The sequence below is a fragment of the Paenibacillus sp. EKM206P genome, from assembly GCF_011066155.1.
Lineage (GTDB): Bacteria > Bacillota > Bacilli > Paenibacillales > Paenibacillaceae > Paenibacillus > Paenibacillus polymyxa_D.
Genome location: NZ_JAAMNQ010000008.1, coordinates 97155 through 113237 on the forward strand (window position 1 = coordinate 97155; position 16083 = coordinate 113237).

General features: G+C 47.1%; 15 protein-coding genes. 4 read left to right on the forward strand and 11 right to left on the reverse strand.

Annotation, left to right across the window (positions count from 1 at the left end; genetic code table 11):
• Positions 1-23: 23 nt before the first annotated feature.
• Together G9G53_RS17165 and G9G53_RS17170 are read left to right on the forward strand one after the other, a co-directional pair.
• On the forward strand, positions 24-899 hold the full coding sequence (locus tag G9G53_RS17165) for a hypothetical protein (protein WP_238437951.1): 876 nt from the start codon (positions 24-26) through the stop codon (positions 897-899).
• Positions 892-1506, forward strand: a complete 615-nt coding sequence (locus G9G53_RS17170; RefSeq protein ID WP_165149263.1) for a hypothetical protein — start codon at positions 892-894, stop codon at positions 1504-1506. The genes G9G53_RS17165 and G9G53_RS17170 overlap by 8 nt, the downstream gene beginning before the upstream one ends.
• Before the next feature lie 69 nt (positions 1507-1575).
• Here G9G53_RS17170 and G9G53_RS17175 read toward each other — a convergent pair whose 3' ends face one another.
• The 9 genes from G9G53_RS17175 to G9G53_RS17215 form a co-directional block, all read right to left on the reverse strand.
• Positions 1576-2031 carry a hypothetical protein gene (locus G9G53_RS17175; protein ID WP_165149265.1) on the reverse strand — a complete coding sequence of 152 codons (456 nt, stop codon included), beginning with the start codon at positions 2029-2031 and terminating at the stop codon, positions 1576-1578.
• A gap of 49 nt (positions 2032-2080) precedes the next feature.
• Positions 2081-3049, reverse strand: coding sequence for an ABC transporter ATP-binding protein (locus G9G53_RS17180; protein WP_165149267.1), 969 nt, complete (start codon positions 3047-3049; stop codon positions 2081-2083).
• Positions 3036-4073, reverse strand: coding sequence for an ABC transporter ATP-binding protein (locus tag G9G53_RS17185; protein WP_165149269.1), 1038 nt, complete (start codon positions 4071-4073; stop codon positions 3036-3038). Before G9G53_RS17185 ends, G9G53_RS17180 begins: the two co-directional genes overlap by 14 nt.
• 75 nt (positions 4074-4148) lie before the next feature.
• Positions 4149-4994 carry an ABC transporter permease gene (locus G9G53_RS17190; RefSeq protein ID WP_165149271.1) on the reverse strand — a complete coding sequence of 282 codons (846 nt, stop codon included), beginning with the start codon at positions 4992-4994 and terminating at the stop codon, positions 4149-4151.
• A gap of 4 nt (positions 4995-4998) precedes the next feature.
• Entirely contained in the window at positions 4999-5949 is a 951-nt protein-coding gene (locus G9G53_RS17195; protein WP_165149273.1) for an ABC transporter permease, read from the reverse strand.
• Positions 5950-6022: 73 nt separating this feature from the next.
• Complete coding sequence (locus G9G53_RS17200) at positions 6023-7642, reverse strand: ABC transporter substrate-binding protein (protein ID WP_165149275.1); 1620 nt, start codon at positions 7640-7642, stop codon at positions 6023-6025.
• A 157-nt stretch (positions 7643-7799) separates the two neighbouring features.
• Positions 7800-8162, reverse strand: a complete 363-nt coding sequence (locus G9G53_RS17205) for a DUF1304 domain-containing protein (RefSeq protein ID WP_029516891.1) — start codon at positions 8160-8162, stop codon at positions 7800-7802.
• A 131-nt stretch (positions 8163-8293) separates the two neighbouring features.
• Positions 8294-9805: a methyl-accepting chemotaxis protein gene (locus G9G53_RS26740; protein ID WP_165149280.1), complete on the reverse strand. Its 1512-nt coding sequence runs from the start codon at positions 9803-9805 to the stop codon at positions 8294-8296.
• Positions 9806-10063: 258 nt separating this feature from the next.
• Positions 10064-11317 (reverse strand): cation:dicarboxylate symporter family transporter, encoded by a 1254-nt coding sequence (locus G9G53_RS17215; RefSeq protein WP_069010145.1) that lies wholly within the window; start codon positions 11315-11317, stop codon positions 10064-10066.
• 212 nt (positions 11318-11529) lie between these two features.
• Here G9G53_RS17215 and G9G53_RS17220 point away from each other — a divergent pair, with 212 nt between their 5' ends.
• On the forward strand, positions 11530-12834 hold the full coding sequence (locus G9G53_RS17220; protein WP_029516894.1) for a sensor histidine kinase: 1305 nt from the start codon (positions 11530-11532) through the stop codon (positions 12832-12834).
• Positions 12835-12839: 5 nt separating this feature from the next.
• Positions 12840-13769 carry a response regulator gene (locus G9G53_RS17225; RefSeq protein WP_013308322.1) on the forward strand — a complete coding sequence of 310 codons (930 nt, stop codon included), beginning with the start codon at positions 12840-12842 and terminating at the stop codon, positions 13767-13769.
• Between the two features lie 81 nt (positions 13770-13850).
• Here G9G53_RS17225 and G9G53_RS17230 read toward each other — a convergent pair whose 3' ends face one another.
• Positions 13851-14354, reverse strand: coding sequence for a MarR family transcriptional regulator (locus G9G53_RS17230; RefSeq protein ID WP_049816963.1), 504 nt, complete (start codon positions 14352-14354; stop codon positions 13851-13853).
• A gap of 103 nt (positions 14355-14457) precedes the next feature.
• A complete protein-coding gene (locus G9G53_RS17235; RefSeq protein ID WP_165149282.1) occupies positions 14458-15957 on the reverse strand; it encodes a monooxygenase in 1500 nt (499 codons plus the stop codon).
• Between the last annotated feature and the right edge of the window lie 126 nt (positions 15958-16083).

The window sequence follows — 16083 nt, forward strand, 5'->3', positions numbered from 1 at the left end:
TCATTTCAACCGATGATATCCGTATGAGAACAGTTGGAAAGGTTGTGAATGAGGTGCCAAGCCGTAACCCATATCTCCTCAAAAAGATATTTGGCATTAACAAAGAACGTATACTCATTTTCGCGCTGCTGCTGATCCCGGCTATCGCCGCCTTTATTGGAACACGGCCTATGCCTGCACAGTATATTTTGCAAGGAGAAATGCATCCGGTCAAAGATCTTGGCGTTCAGGGAAGCGTGTTTTTTGCGTCTGTTCAAACGGGTATTGCTAACAATCTCCTGGAGCGTTGGAATGTATATTCCAGTGAAAATGTATCCGGGGGTGCGATTAAGTTTGAACCCCTTGCCCCTGATGAAGTGGACTCGTATTTGAAGGACCTCACAGAGACGGACACGCTAAAATATTCTGCCATGCAAGCCGTACATGCAGCGACGGAATTAAGCGTAGACAGCGAAACAGCTGGGGCTACGGCAAATTTCTCGAATCTTAGCCAATTGGAGGATGCTCGCTATGCGGAGCTATTGACTCACTTGCAGGATCTTTCAGGGAATTCCTTGGGCTTGATGACAGGTATCGGACTGTATGAGGAAGCCAATAACATCGACTTTTCAGATGGCGGACGTCACAAAATCGCAGGCTCTGGCACGATGGAAGAATACGGAGATGTCGGAACGGTCGGTGGGCTGGAGCAAAAGCTGCTGGGAGCCGAGGCCGCAAAGGTTGATCTATTCTTCGTACCGGCAGATTATGAATGGTACGGTGAGGAAGGCAACGAAGCAGAGGCTGCCCGAGTCCAAAAGGAGCATGGACTCAAGCTGCGCATTATCCCCGTAGAAACACTGGAGGATGCTATCGTGTATTTGAAGCAACTAGACTGGGAGGAAGTACATCTTGAATGAATCAGATTCCAAAGCATTTCCATCCAAGACAGCTGGCAGCGTACACCAAGCCTTGCTAGCGGTGGGCACTATAGGTGAATTTATTATCCTTATTTTTACGTTAGTGTATATTTACGCAAATGATTTTTATTATGATCATTTATACGAGTTGGAGCAAAAATTTACAGTCTTTAGCTTTGTTCTGTACTACATGTGTTTTGTAACCTATCTGATCTGGCTAGTTCAAGTACATAAAGCCATCCGGCAAAAACATTCCGATTATCCGATTCGTACCGTGGGAGCCATTGCTCGCATGATTCCTTTTATTAACTTGTGGGGATTCTCCAATACATTCACCCATATTTATAGGTACTTTGCGCTCCACCCCGAATTGGAGCGTAAAGCTCGTTATATTCAAAAGATGATTGTTCCGCTATATTTTGTCTGGTTTGGTGAAGGAATTATTAACCGGATTCTTATCTTACATTTTTCCCAAATGGAATCGATGTCCATGTTGTTGGGAGCTATTATGCAAACCACCAGAATGGCCTTCTTTTACTGCATGACACGAATCATTCACAATAGTCTGGTTATGCTGAATAAAAAAGATGAAGAAGGATTGCATTAAAAAATGAGCTGGCCTCCACGGTCAGCTCGTTTCAATTTCTGGTAAAGTATATTACTTCATCCCCAGGATTTAATGCGTCTGTGAAGCAGGTACAATTCGGTATAATCCTGAAGTCTCGCCAGCCGCGGGACGTACTTCCTGGATGACCCAGCCTAATGAAAGTACCCGTTCTAGCCGATCATACTCAGCCTTCGTCAGTTCGGATGTAACGGCTTCGCTTCCTTCCTCCAGTGACAGCTCAGGCTCCCGCCCGAACGCAACGGCAATCCACGAACGAATGCCCCGGATCGTATTGTACTTGATCTGATATCCGTCCGCTACCGCGCTGACAAACACCTCCGGCTCTTGGGACGCCAGCCCAGTGACAAGCTCTGTGTAATCAAAATCGAGTGGTCCATCTGTTGGTAGCTCATTTTGCTGCACCCGACGGATTAATTCCTCTTGGGACCAGCCTAAAGAGCGTAATGATTCCAACAAGAGCGCGTCCCATTGGGAAATACGTACTCTTTTCGTCGATTCAGTCATCGTTTTTTACCTCCTTTGGGTCATGCACATCGTACAACCGATCTTAACCCTAACGGTTAACCGGGTATGCTACATAATGGCCGGGACTGATTTCTCTCAGCTCGGTTGCACTGTTGTTATTCTTGTCCCATACTAATGAACCGTCTGGTTGGGCCAAGCTTCCCCCCAGTCCCTCCCGCTCTCCGACTGCTCTCGGATCAGGCACAGGGATGGAGGACAGCAGCGCCTGCGTATAAGGGTGAGCGGGCTGCTCATACAATTCATCTGCATCGGCTACTTCTACCAGTCGGCCATGGTACATCACACCGATTCGGTCTGAAATATGCCGCACCATCGACAAGTCATGGGCGATGAACAGGTACGTCAGCCCGAACTCCTGCTGGAGATCCTCCAGCGTGTTAATGACCTGCGCCTGGATGGACACATCGAGTGCCGAAATCGGCTCGTCACAGACGATGAACTCGGGGTTCACGGACAGGGCACGAGCGATGGAAATCCGCTGGCGTTGTCCGCCGCTAAATTCATGCGAATAGCGGTACAGATGCTCCCGCTTCAGCCCTACCTTCTCCAGTAAAGCCACTACGGCATCCTTACGCTCACTCCCCTGATGCAATCTGTGAATATCCATCGGCTCACCGATCAGGTCAAGCACGTTCATACCCGGATTAAGAGAGGAATATGGGTCCTGAAAAATGCTCTGAATGCGCCGACGCAGCGGCTTGAGCTGTTTATCGTTCAGCTTGGAAATATCCTGGCCGTCAAAGCGTACCGTACCTTCTGTATAATCGTATAACCGCGTCAGACAGCGTCCAACCGTCGATTTCCCACTCCCTGACTCACCGACCAGTCCGAACGTCTCGCCACGCTTGATTTGAAAGCTCACGCCATCCACCGCCTTGAGTATCTCAGAGCTACGCCCTAACAAATCCTTTGCGGTCACAAAATGCTTCTTAAGCTGGTGTACCTCTACCAAGGGCTGATGCTCGCCCAATACATTATGTGCTTCACTCACCGTCATTCCCCTCCTCTGCATGGCCCGCTTCGGGCGTCTCGTAGACTCCAGCAGGCACGGCGTCTGGCTCGTTCAACCAGCAGGCTGCTCGCTGATCCGGTCGCAGCTCTACCATCGGCGGCCGCTCCACACAGCGGGCAAACGCGTGCGGGCACCGTTCCATGAACGGACAGCCCGATGGCGGGTTCAGCAGGTCCGGCGGCGTGCCCTCAATCGGCACCAGCCGCTCTCGGAAGCCGTTCGTACGCTGGGGCACAGAGCGCAGCAGGCCCTGCGTATACGGGTGGCCCGGACGATAAAAGATATCGTCCACGCGTCCCTCCTCCATCACCATGCCGCCGTACATGACGATGACACGGCTGCACACCTGGGCGACGACGCCCAGATCATGGGTGATTAGAGCAATCGACATGTCGGATTGCTGCTTCAGCGTCTTGAGCAGTTCCAAGATTTGCGCCTGAATCGTTACGTCCAGCGCTGTAGTCGGCTCATCTGCAATCAGCAGCTCCGGGCTGCACGAGAGCGCCATAGCAATCATCACCCGCTGGCGCATCCCGCCGCTGAATTGATGCGGGTATTGGTTCATTCGGCGCTCCGGCTCGGTAATGCCTACTTGTCGCAGCAGTTCTACAGCTGCTTGCGTAGCCGCTTCCTTGCTCAGTCCTCGATGTCTGCGAATTACCTCGACCAGGTGATAGCCAACCTTTTTGACCGGATTCAGTGAGGTCATTGGGTCCTGAAAGACCATCGCAATCTGGTTTCCACGTATTTTGCGCCATTGCTTTTCCGTCAGAGCGGTCAGACTTTGTCCCCGGTAACGGATATCGCCATTCAGCCGCTTACCGGGTGGTGCAATCATCGACATGATCGCTTTCGCTGTCACACTTTTGCCGCTCCCGGATTCTCCTACGATTCCTACCGTTTCTCCAGCATCAATATGAAAACTAACCCCTCGAACTGCCTGATTTTCCCCTTCACGAGTGAAAAAGGAGACCTCCAGCTGTTCGACGGACAGTAGATGTTCTGTCATTGTGATTTCGCTCCTTCCTGTCGCTCCTGGAGCCATTTGTAATGGGCCTGTACTATGAATCTATGAAACTATGAATCATCGTTTTACTAATTTGGGTTCAAAGCCTACACGCAGCACATCACCCAAAACATTAAAGCTTAACACGGTCAGTAAAATAAGCAGACCCGGGAATAATGCCATATATGGGGCCTGTGCAATATATCCTTGGGCATTATTCAGCATACTCCCCCACGTAGCGTTCGGCAGCTGAACACCAAAGCCGAGAAAGCTCAGTGACGATTCCATCATAATCGCTGAAGCGATATTGTTCGTCGCCCCTACGATAATTACTGGAATTAGATTCGGTACAATATGCTTCACAATAATACCAAACGTACTTTGTCCCGAAGCTTTGGCGTATAGTACATACTCCCGTTCGCGCAACGTCATCGTTTCTGCACGGACCACCCGGGCAATGTTCATCCACATGAGCAGGGCGATAATGACAATGATATTGCCGACGCCCGGCTTCAAAAATACACTCAGTAGCAAAATAACCAAGAAAGACGGAATCGACATGATCAGCTCCAAAACCCGCATAAGCAGATTATCGATCCAGCCTCCAAAATATCCACTCACAATCCCTACCACTGCACCAATACTGGTCGCAATAATCATGGACGCGAAGCCTACCAGCAATGATACACGTCCGCCGTACAGTGCTCTTGTAAAATAGTCCCGCCCATAATCATCCGTCCCAAACCAGTGTGCCGCTCCCGGTGGCTGGAGACGCTCCAGCACGTTCAGCTTATTCGGGTCCTGTGGCGATAAAAATGCGAAAATCGCCCCCAGCGAGAATACGATCAATAGTATGAGTGCGACGGCGCCCATTTTGCTCGTCATCAGCTCGATCCCGATGTTGCGCCATTTGCTCCGATTCATGAATTCACCTCGTTGATTTAATTCTCGGGTCCGCAATGCTGTACAAGATATCCGCAAGCAGATTACCCAGGATCAGCAGCAGAGCAGAAAATAAAGTAATCCCCATGATGACGGGATAATCCATCCCTTTCACCGCCGTCATGCCCAGCGAGCCAATGCCCGGCCAGGAAAATACCGTCTCCGTCACAATGGCTCCAGCCACTAGGTCCGCAACCGACATTCCGAGTAGCGTAATGATGGGCAGCAGCACATGCTTGAGCACATGTCGAAACAAAACCAGTCCTCTTCCAGACCCGAACGCGTATTGAATCTGCACGTACTCTTCCTTGAGCTGCGTAATTGTGCTGGAACGAATGTACCTCACATACACAGACAGAAAACCGAAGGCCAGTACAAAACATGGTAAGATTCCATGCTTGATCACATCCAGCACCGAGTCCGTACCGATGGTACGCATCCCTGTACTCGGAAGCCAATGCAGATAAATCGCAAACAAATAAATAAGTAAAATACCGAGCCAAAACAGCGGAACCGAAATGCCGATGTACGACATCAGATTAATCAGCTTGTCGATCCAGCGATTCCGATTAGCCGCAGCCGTCAAACCGAGTGGAATGGCAATCAGCACAGCCAGTATGATGGATGCGCCCATTAACCCGGCTGTTGCCGGGAGACGATCGAGAATCTGATCCAGCACGGGCTGGTGATTAATTAGCGAGTAGCCGAGATCACCCGTTAGGCTCTTTTTAAGCCATAATATGTACTGCACATAAGCGGGCTGGTCCAGCCCCAAGCTATGCCTCATGCGTTCAATGTCTTCCAGATGCATATTCGGTGTAACAAAAGAGAGAACCGGATCACCTGGAGCCAGCTTGATCAAGCCGAAGCAGACGATGGACACAAAAAATAGCATCGGTATAACTTGCAGCAACCTTCTGGCGATGAGTTGTCTCATACGTTTCCCTTCCCCTTGCTGTTTTCGAAAAAAATAAGCTGGTTAGCCCAGCTTATTTTTTGAAAACCCTGTCTTATTTGTGATAAATTTTGGACAAATCCTCGAAAATCACAACCGGCTTTAACACAGCCTGATCAATACCGCCATACTGCTTGTCGAAGGCTACAATAGTCTTGGTGTAAGCAATCGGGTAGATGACTGCATCATTAGCCAGCAGCTCTTGTACCTTTTTATAAATTTCGCCACGTTTAGTCGTATCCGACTCACCCGCGCCCTCTTCCAGCAGCTTATCCACTTCTTTATTTGAATAATGCGAATAGTTGGAGGATGATCCGGTGCTATACAAAATACGATACGCGTCCGGGTCATAACCCATGATATAGCCGCTGATCGCCAAGTCGAAGTCCTTGGCATTGGTGTCCACAAATTTTTGCGACCAAGCTGAGGAATCCATGCTGTTCACGTCCAGCTGAACGCCTATGTCCTTGAACTTCTGCTGGATATAGAGCGCTTGTGCTTCCTGTACCTTGTTGCCGCCCGGAATGATAATGCGCAGCTTCAGTCCTTCAGCGCCAACCGATTTCAGCAACTCTTTTGCCTTGTTCACATCATTATTAAAAAATGCAACGTCGTTCGTGTGATACAGTACGTCCTGTGTCAGAGCAGATTTCGCAGTGTCTGCGTAATCCTTGGAGCCATAGGAAACTTGAATCAACTCATCCTGATTCAGCGCGTAAGAGAGCGCCTGACGCACTTCTTTTTTGTTCAACTGCTTCGTATCACTGTTTTCATTAAACATCAGATAAGCCAAGCGACCTTCGCTGTAAGGGAAAATGTCAAACTTATCTGTTGCTTTAATGGTCTCCACATTTTGCGGATCTAGATAGTTTACATTGATCTCACCATTTTGAAGAGCCAAATTCGCAGCATTCGAATCTTTAACAATCCGATATGTTACTGAATCCAAATGCGGCTTGCCACCAACATAGTTATCGAACCGTTCAAGTGTAACGTACTCACCGGTTTTGTACTCTTTAAATTTGAAAGGACCTGATCCAATCGGTGAGTTGTTTTTCGTGCTTTTCTCAATATCCGCTTCATTCTCGAAAATGTGCTTCGGAATCGGGGATACCTGTACCAATGCTGCCTCAAAAGCAGGAGCTGGCTGAGGAAGCTTGAAATCCACCGTTGTATCATCAACCTTGCTCGCCTGAACCGGTTTGCCATTAACCATAAAATTACTTCTCAAAAAGCTGTGCTGCTTCTCATCCAAAATTTTGTTAATGGTGAAAACAACATCGTCAGCTGTCAGCTTCTCGCCATCATGCCAAGTCAGATCTTTTTTCAGTTTTAGTGTATAAGTCAGCTTGTCTGCTGAAGGAGTCAGACTGTCTGCTAAATAAAATGTCTTTTTGCCATTGTTCACCTGAAACAATGGTGCGAATATCGCCTGGTCTATCGTCAGACTTACCCGATCACCCGCATAGTTCGGATTCAGCACCACCGGATCAGCTTGTACGCCAATGATCAGGCTGCCGCCGTCTTTTGGCTGTCCGTTATCAGCTGTTGTGGTAGCTGTACCGGGTGTATTCCCATTCGTCTCAGACGTAGATCCAGAATTCCCGCCGGAGCATGCACTTACAACCAACATCAATACAATGAATACCAATACACCAGTCAAATTACGACGCATCGCTCTAGCCCCCGTGTCCTCTTAGTATGTAATAAATTTATTATAAATCGGAATAGTCGGATTTACAATCGGTCAAAAACTGTTTATTCCCCTTGTCATTAGCATTCCAGACATTATGTGATCGAATCTAGAAAAAAGACACCCGTTAAGAGTGTCTTCAGAATATCCACAAACTGATTAGTGCCAGGATGGCAGGCAGACCTTGCTTTAATAAAATAGACTTGTTGGCAGTTAATGCACCATATACCGCAGCCACTACCACACAAATGACAAAGAATAATTGGATTTGCCGCCCGATTACAGGTTCCGGATAGAACAAGCCCCACACCAATCCGGCTGCCAGAAATCCGTTATACAGCCCCTGATTTGCTGCCAGGGATTTGCTTGCTTCCGCCAGCTCCTTCGAGGTCCCGAACGTACGCATCGCCCGCGGAGTCGTCCACAGAAACATTTCCAATATTAGAATGTACACATGTTCCAGAGCTACAATTCCGACCAATATTGAACTAAGTAAGCTCAAGGTATGTTCCTCTTTTCCACATAAAGTTACTATGAGGTGATTTTTAGATCGATCCTCAAAAAGTATAGTTCATCTTCCAAAAACAGTAAAGAGACCGAACCTTAGGCCCGGCCTCATTTCTACATGAAGCCTTACATCGTTCTCGCGAAATCCAACAAAGCTTTGGACATGCTGTTGATCTCGTCCGTAGATGCATTCACTTGCTGAGTTAGGGCGGCTTGTGTCTGTGTCAGCGTAGACATGTTCCCGATATTGTGCAAAATCCGCTCGATGAGTGTCTTCATTTCGTCCAGACTGGTCTCGATATTTCCGGTCGCATCAGCACTGTGAATAGCGAGTTTTCTCACTTCATCTGCGACTACCGCAAAACCCCGCCCCTGCTCGCCCGCACGCGATGCCTCAATGGCAGCATTCAGACCCAGCAGATTCGTTTGATTTGCAATCTCTTTAATGAAGTTGGAAATGTTTTGTGTCTCTTCTGCACTGACTTTGGCTTGATTCGCTGCCTCTGTCGATTGCTCCTGAGCCGTAGCCAGCTCCTGCGCTTGGTTACTAACCGAATTAACACCATTCACCATTTCCGTAATGGAATCGGAGAGATGCTGGATCTTGAGCGTGAGTTCATCCGCAATAGCCTGCTTTTCCTTTTCTATTGTAATGTCACGAATGGTACCCGCAATCCGAATAGGCACTCCCTTGCTATCGCGCAATGTTTTTCCACTGCAATAATACCAGCGATGCTCACCATTCTTACGCACCAAACGACATTCCATTTCATAAGGTGTGCGCCCTGTATAATCATTTAAATGATCATTCAAAACTTTAATCGCCATTTCGGCGTCCTCAGGATACAGAATTGAAGCCCAACTGCTAAGCTTGCTTGGGAAATCTTGCTCATCCTTAAAGCCCAGCGTAGCCCGGAATTGCGGTGACCACCAAAATATACTATCCGGATTCTCAATGTCTCCTCCAATAATGTTTACATCGTAAGGAGCCTCCACCAAAACACGATTAATGAGATCGTATCTTGTAACCAATGCCTGAAGCTCCTCAGACTTAATCTTCTGATCGTGCACATCCAACAGAGCGCCTGCAATCCGAAGCGGCTCTCCCTGCTGGTCACGGATCGTCGTTCCGGTAGCCCGGAACCAACGATATTCTCCATGCTTCAGCCTCAAGCGATACTGTACGTCATAAGGGGTCTTTCCCGTAAAGTCCAGTAAATGATCAGACAATTCTGCCAAAGACCTGTCATAATCTTCGGGATGCAGCCGAGATGACCAGCTATCTAATACATTAGGGAAGTCCTTTTCGCTCTGATACCCCAGCATAGAACGGAATTCTTCTGACCATGTGAACGTATTACTTGGATTGACAGGATCACCCGCAATGACCTCCATGTCCCATAAGCCAATCTCTATAGCCTTGGTAACAAGCTTCAAACGGATATCAACATGTTGAGCATCATTTTTCATGGACTCTATCGCTTGGTTAACATTGTTTGCGATTTCTTGAACCTCAGGAGAAGCTGAGGAAACCTGTATTGCAGCAGAGTAATCTTTTTGCTGTATTCTTTGTGAAAGTTTGCGGCTTTCTTCTACTAAAGGAGCAAGTGATTGAGACTCATTTTTCTTGAGAAACATATATGATCTTCCCTTCTAAGCCAATATATAAAACGGTATAATTTAATATCGGAATTTTATTAAGAATCATTATAATTAAATCTTTAATTACATAGGCATTAAGACTTATTTTTCATGTCCATATACCTATAATTCCATACAGGAAACATCGAAAAATGTCGAAAAAGGAAGAATTCTAACAAGTCTGGAAACAGAAAGGGCACCTTTGCATTACTGCGCAAAAGTGCTCTTTCTGTCAACTATTCAGTTCGTTATATCTTATTTAATTGAAGCAACGTATTCCTCGCCCTTTTCTTTATCATATTGGCCTTCCCATTTGGACATGACCACAGCGGCAAGCGAGTTACCTAATACATTAACTACCGTACGCGCCATATCCAGAATGCGATCAATACCAGCGATAAAAGCCAAACCCTCCAGCGGGAGGTTCACTGCTCCAAGCGTAGCGAGCAAAACGACAAAGGAAGCACCCGGCACACCTGCAATACCTTTGGAAGAAATAATTAATACTAGTACCAGCGTGATCTGTGTCGTGATTGGCAGATCAATACCATACATTTGGGCAATGAAAATCGCAGCCAGTGCCTGATACAGGGTGGAACCGTCCAGATTAAAAGAATACCCAATCGGAATGACAAAGGACGTAATTCCTTTAGGACATCCGAACTTCTCCATCTTCTCCATGATCTTAGGCAAAACACTTTCCGAACTGGCCGTCGAATATGCAAGCAACAGCTCACTTTTCAAAATTTTAATCATGGTCCAGAGACGGGTACCGCACAGCTTGGCGATAATTCCGAAAACAATCACAATGAACAGCGCCATGGAGCCGTACACCGACAAAACAAGCTTCAATAACGGCCATAATGAAGCCAACCCAAACTTGGCCACTGTCGTTCCAATCAGTGCAAATACTCCGAACGGAGCCAGGCGCATGACCTGATTGGTTACCCAGAACATGGCGTCGGCTACGCCTTCAAAGAAATTCAGCACAGGCTTGCCCTTGTCACCAATCGCCGCTACCCCTAGTCCAAACAGTACGGAGAAGAATATAATAGCGAGCATATCTCCCTCGCCCAGAGCTTGAATAACATTGGTAGGAACAATATGCACAATCGTATCTATAAAGCTATGGCCTGACTTCTCTGCAGTCTCCACATAGGAATGGATATCACTCTTCGCCAGGTGGGACATGTCCACGCCGTCACCAGGTCGAACCAGGTTGGCAACAAGCAGTCCGAACAGGATGGCGACTGTCGTTACAATCTCAAAGTACAGAATGGACTTTCCGCCAAGTTTACCTAGTTTTTTCATATCGCCCACGCCGGCAACGCCGATAATGAGCGTTGAGATCACAATAGGCACGACAATCATCTTGATCAAGCGGATGAAAATATCGCCGATTGGCTTTAAGTAGACTTCCACCCCTGAATTGCCGTAAAATAAGGCACCAATAATAATACCTAAAGCCAGACCGATAAAGATTTGCATCGTCAAATTAATCTTTTTCACTTCGTGTCCCCCCCTGGCTGATTTGTATATTTTTGCAGTATGCTGTTCTTAATATTCAAATGATGTTATTTATACTACAATCTGATCTATAAAAACCGACAATTATCTACAGCTGCATTTATTTTTTTCTATAAATTCACAAACTTTAACGACGAGCCTGTGAATTTAGCTCACATTGCCTTTCTGACTGAATACCCAGGAGGTGAATATGAATGAAGTTGAACACGCTCCTTTTCCTGCTCATGCTTGTATTTGTACCGCTCGCAGGTGAGCTGAATATTCACCCGTTCGCTAATACATTCCGTCTCAGCTTTGGTACGCCTGTATTTTTTTTCTTTCTGTTATCTATTCGTCATATTCCGCCTGCATTATCGGGAGTGCTTGCAGGGATAGCGGTAGTCGCCTTTCGCATCTTACTCAATCATTACACTCAGTCCAGTCTTCTCTTCGAAGAGTTGCTGATCTTGCATGGCCCTACCTTTTTTTATTACATGGTCTACGGTCTGCTCTTCCAGCTCCTTAACATTAATGCTGAGCCTTACCGCGCACTCCGTGTGGGTATCCTCTCTGTAGGGATTGAGGTTGCCGCAAGTGTGTCGGAACTTAGCGTTCGGTGGAGTATTGACGGCGATTTCTGGGACATCATTAAGATCAGTAAAGTAGCTTTTATGGCTATGATCCGCAGCTTCTTCGTGCTTGGGTTTTATAATATGATTCGGTTAAATCAATCGGTCCAGCATGAAGAGGCACAAAGACAGCAGACGGAGCGAATTTTACTTCTTGTATCAGACTTGTATGAGGAGTCGGTCCAGTTAGGCAAAACGCTGTCACATGCAGAACAAATCACTCGTGAAAGCTACGAGCTGTACCGTGAACTGCAACAGGATGAATCTCTAAAGGATAGAGAACATTACGCCAGACAGGCACTTCGTATTTCCGGACAGGTTCACGAGATTAAAAAAGACAGCCAGCGGATTTTTGCTGGTTTGTCCAAGCTGATTGATGCCGAAAGCGGAGTGCATTACATGGCTTCTCAAGAGCTTGGGGAGCTCATCATCCGAACGAACAGCAAGTACGCCCAATCACTGGACAAGTCTATTCGTTTTACCCTAGATGTCGATCCTTTGTTGCCCAAGCTACATGTTTATACCGTTCTGACACTTATTAATAACCTGACAGCCAATGCGGTTGAAGCCATGAGGGACGACGGAAGGATTGACGTTTCTATTCGCTGTCTTCCGGGAAAAGAGGATATAGCTTCATTTAGTGTTACCGACAACGGTCCGGGTATTCCTCAGCGGAAACGGGAAATGGTCTTCACACCAGGGTATACGACCAAGTATGATGAGGAAGGACAACCGTCGACCGGTATGGGATTGTTTTATGTACGTGAGGTCGCGGAGAGCCTTGAAGGAACGATTGAACTACAACAGATTGAGGAAGAGAATACAGATAGATTACAGACCACTTTTAGAATTACATTGCCTTTACGGAAACTGACGGAGAAAGGAAGATAGCCCGGATGCGTTTTTATATTGTGGATGACGATCAAGGGATTCGTTCTATGCTGGCAGACATTATTGAAGACGAAGGTCTAGGGGAAGTCATCGGGGAAGCGGAGGATGGTTCCTATGTGAATAGCGGCCTGCTGGAGCTGAACCGGATTGATGTATTGCTAATTGACTTGCTGATGCCGCTTCGTGACGGCATTCAGACCGTGCGTGCACTCGGCGATCAATTCAGCGGCAAAATCATTATGATTTCTCGCATCGAATCCAAAAACATGATCGGCGAGGCGTACTCGCTCGGTATTGAATATTATGTGGCCAAGCCTTTGAATCGACTGGAGATTATTGCAGTTATTCATAAGGTGGCTGAGCGTCTGCGCATGCAGCAGTCGATTACGGATATCCAGCGGACGCTTCAAGGGTTGTCGATGTTCACATCGAATAACCCAACGGCAACGATTGAACCGACCCGAAACATCGTAACTTCCGGGCAGTTTCTGCTCTCCGAGATGGGAATGATCGGCGAAGCTGGGAGTATGGATTTGTTGGACATGCTGGAATTTCTGGACCAGTATGAGGAGGAAACAGGCAATCTGTCTCCCTATCTGTTCCCGCCGTTGAAGGATATATTTGCTAATGTAGCATCCAAACGGTTAGGGGCTTCAGCCTCAGCAGTAGAGCTGAGTAAGGAAATTAAAGCATCGGAGCAGCGTGTCCGCCGCGCTATTTTCCAGACGCTAAGCCATATAGTATCGCTCGGGTTGACTGACTATACCCATCCTAAATTTGAAAATTATGCATCCAAATTTTTTGACTTTACAGAAATCCGCAAAAAAATGCTGGAGCTACAAAACAATGTGGAGCCTTCACTGTCCCAAGCCCGCATTAATACGAAAAAGTTCGTACAGGTGCTCTATATGGAAGCAAAACGACTATTGCATTAAGAGAAAACGCACCTGCATCTCCTCATGTATCTATTACTCGGAGATAAAACAGGTGCCCATCGTTGATGATTAGATATCTCTTTAATCCAGACTCTTTCCCTGCCACTCCATAGCTTCCAAGAGATCTACACCATCGGACAGCAGACGTTTCAAGACATTCAGTTCTTCTGAGCTGTAACGATTTAAAAATTGAAATAACTGTTGCTGTACCTCAGCATGCAGTCGCTCATGTACAAGAAAGAGTTTTTTTCCCAACGGGGTTAGCCGAAAATAAATTTCTTTTTTGTTGTCGTTCAGCTGGGTTCTGCGAATCCAGCCTTCCTTGAGCAGCTTGGTGCTGACTTTCGAAACGGTACCTTTGCTCAGCTCCATTCGTTGCGCTAAGGTTGTAACATTGATCGGCTCATGCTGCCCGATACAATCCATAACGTGTACATCCGTCATATTGAGCGAAGTCATTCCATCAAAGTGCTCGCGGATTTCTTCGAGAAAGGTCATGCTCTCTCTTTGCTGATGCTGCTCCCACTGATGATTCATCTTAATAAGCAAATCATAGACATGCTGAACCGATGTCGCCTTTTCCATACGAACAAGTAGTCACTCCTTTGGCATACTCCTCCTTTCATTATAGCCCACATTTGTTTCACAAGAAACAATATGGTCATGTTATGAACATACCCTTTCCCCTTTATACCAATGTGGCAATGCCTTCCTTAATCACACTCAATATATCCGTTTGTTTCATAGAAATGGCCCAAGCGATATACCCATCCGGACGGATGAGAACCGTATGCACATCTCTCCATCCCACGGGCACTTCCTCGGCTACGGCCTCCACATATGAAATATGTGAAAGTGAGCTATGGTGAAACTCATTCGATACCTCATTATCCTGTGCAAGATGGAGAAGTACAAAGCGGCCTTCATGAAGAAGATCGTAAGCATACGTTGTCATTCCGTCAGGCAAATGCAATTCAAAATCAGCAAACCGTTTCCCGTTCAGTGGATGCTGCGGTATATTGCTAGCCGCTGGATAGCATACATCCAGTGCACTAATCTGCTCTGCCATAGATTGATTAATTTCCGGATGGCGGAACCATTCCTCATGCAATTGGCGGTGTGCCAATACAGCAGGCGTAAAGTCCAATAAGCGGGTCTGAACCTCGGTATTCCGTAAGAACTGCGTATTAACCGGATAACGTTCGTCATGATAGCTACTCAGCAGCGTGTCTGGAGCCCAGCCACGAATCACTCCGGCCAGCTTCCATCCCAGATTTGCCGCCTCTTGCAAGCCAACATTCATTCCCTGTCCACCTGCCGGGAAGTGGATATGCGCAGCATCACCTGCTAGCAGGATTCTCCCTTTACGATAGGTCTGCGCCTGCCGCGTTGCATTCCCGAATCGAGATAACCAGCGAGGATTGGATACGCCAAGATCTGTACCGAGCAGATCATACAGTCCTGTCTGCACTTCTTCCAGCGTCACAGGTTCGTCCTTCGGAATCTCCATCATTCGCGGTGTAGTCAAAATAACCCGATAAATATCTGGATACACGGGGGCAATCATCACCCCACCTCGTTCACTATATTCGGAATGTACGCCACTTTCAGGCGGATTGGCTAACTCTACATCCGCCAATACAGCGGTCAGAGTCGTATCCGTGCCCGGAAAAGCAATCCCGGCTTGTTTACGCACGATACTCCCAGCCCCATCCGCTCCTACGACATAAGCAGCATTCATTACCGATACATTGGCTTGTGGTCCAGATGCGCATACACTCACCACCTCTACGCCCTGCTCGTGCTCTCGCACAGATACCACTTCCATGCCACGATGGACGACAACTCCCAGCTTGAGCGCATGCTCCTCGATCACTTGCTCTGTAATCACCTGTGGAATAAACAACGTATAATTAGAAGAACTATCAAGCACAGAAAAATCCAAGCGGGTATTCAGCATTGAAAAGTGACCCGTACGTATAGGTCTGCCGCACTTCATAAACCGCTCCTTCAATCCGCGCATATCAAACATCTCAAGCGTCCGTGGATGTAGCGTAAGCGCACGCGACTGACCACTAGGCTCCTCTAAACGTTCAATTACACATACGCTTACGCTTGCTAATGCCAACTCAGCAGCTAACCACATTCCAACAGGTCCGCCGCCTACTACAATCACTTCGTAATCCATGTTCACACCCCTATCTAAAATCTTTATTTCCACCACCTAATTGTTTCACACGAAACAATATATACATACAGAAAGCTCCCCTTAACATTTCCGCATGTACGAAACAACATATACATCCGTCGTTTA

Coding starts and splice junctions, on each gene's coding strand:
- G9G53_RS17180 (WP_165149267.1), bottom strand. CDS start 3,049: ATGACGGTGAGTGAAGCACATAATGTATTGGGCGAGCATCAGCCCTTG.
- G9G53_RS17225 (WP_013308322.1), top strand. CDS start 12,840: ATGCGTTTTTATATTGTGGATGACGATCAAGGGATTCGTTCTATGCTG.
- G9G53_RS17230 (WP_049816963.1), bottom strand. CDS start 14,354: ATGGAAAAGGCGACATCGGTTCAGCATGTCTATGATTTGCTTATTAAG.
- G9G53_RS17220 (WP_029516894.1), top strand. CDS start 11,530: ATGAAGTTGAACACGCTCCTTTTCCTGCTCATGCTTGTATTTGTACCG.
- G9G53_RS17185 (WP_165149269.1), bottom strand. CDS start 4,073: ATGACAGAACATCTACTGTCCGTCGAACAGCTGGAGGTCTCCTTTTTC.
- G9G53_RS17165 (WP_238437951.1), top strand. CDS start 24: ATGAGAACAGTTGGAAAGGTTGTGAATGAGGTGCCAAGCCGTAACCCA.
- G9G53_RS17195 (WP_165149273.1), bottom strand. CDS start 5,949: ATGAGACAACTCATCGCCAGAAGGTTGCTGCAAGTTATACCGATGCTA.
- G9G53_RS17200 (WP_165149275.1), bottom strand. CDS start 7,642: ATGCGTCGTAATTTGACTGGTGTATTGGTATTCATTGTATTGATGTTG.
- G9G53_RS17235 (WP_165149282.1), bottom strand. CDS start 15,957: ATGGATTACGAAGTGATTGTAGTAGGCGGCGGACCTGTTGGAATGTGG.
- G9G53_RS17175 (WP_165149265.1), bottom strand. CDS start 2,031: ATGACTGAATCGACGAAAAGAGTACGTATTTCCCAATGGGACGCGCTC.
- G9G53_RS17190 (WP_165149271.1), bottom strand. CDS start 4,994: ATGAATCGGAGCAAATGGCGCAACATCGGGATCGAGCTGATGACGAGC.
- G9G53_RS26740 (WP_165149280.1), bottom strand. CDS start 9,805: ATGTTTCTCAAGAAAAATGAGTCTCAATCACTTGCTCCTTTAGTAGAA.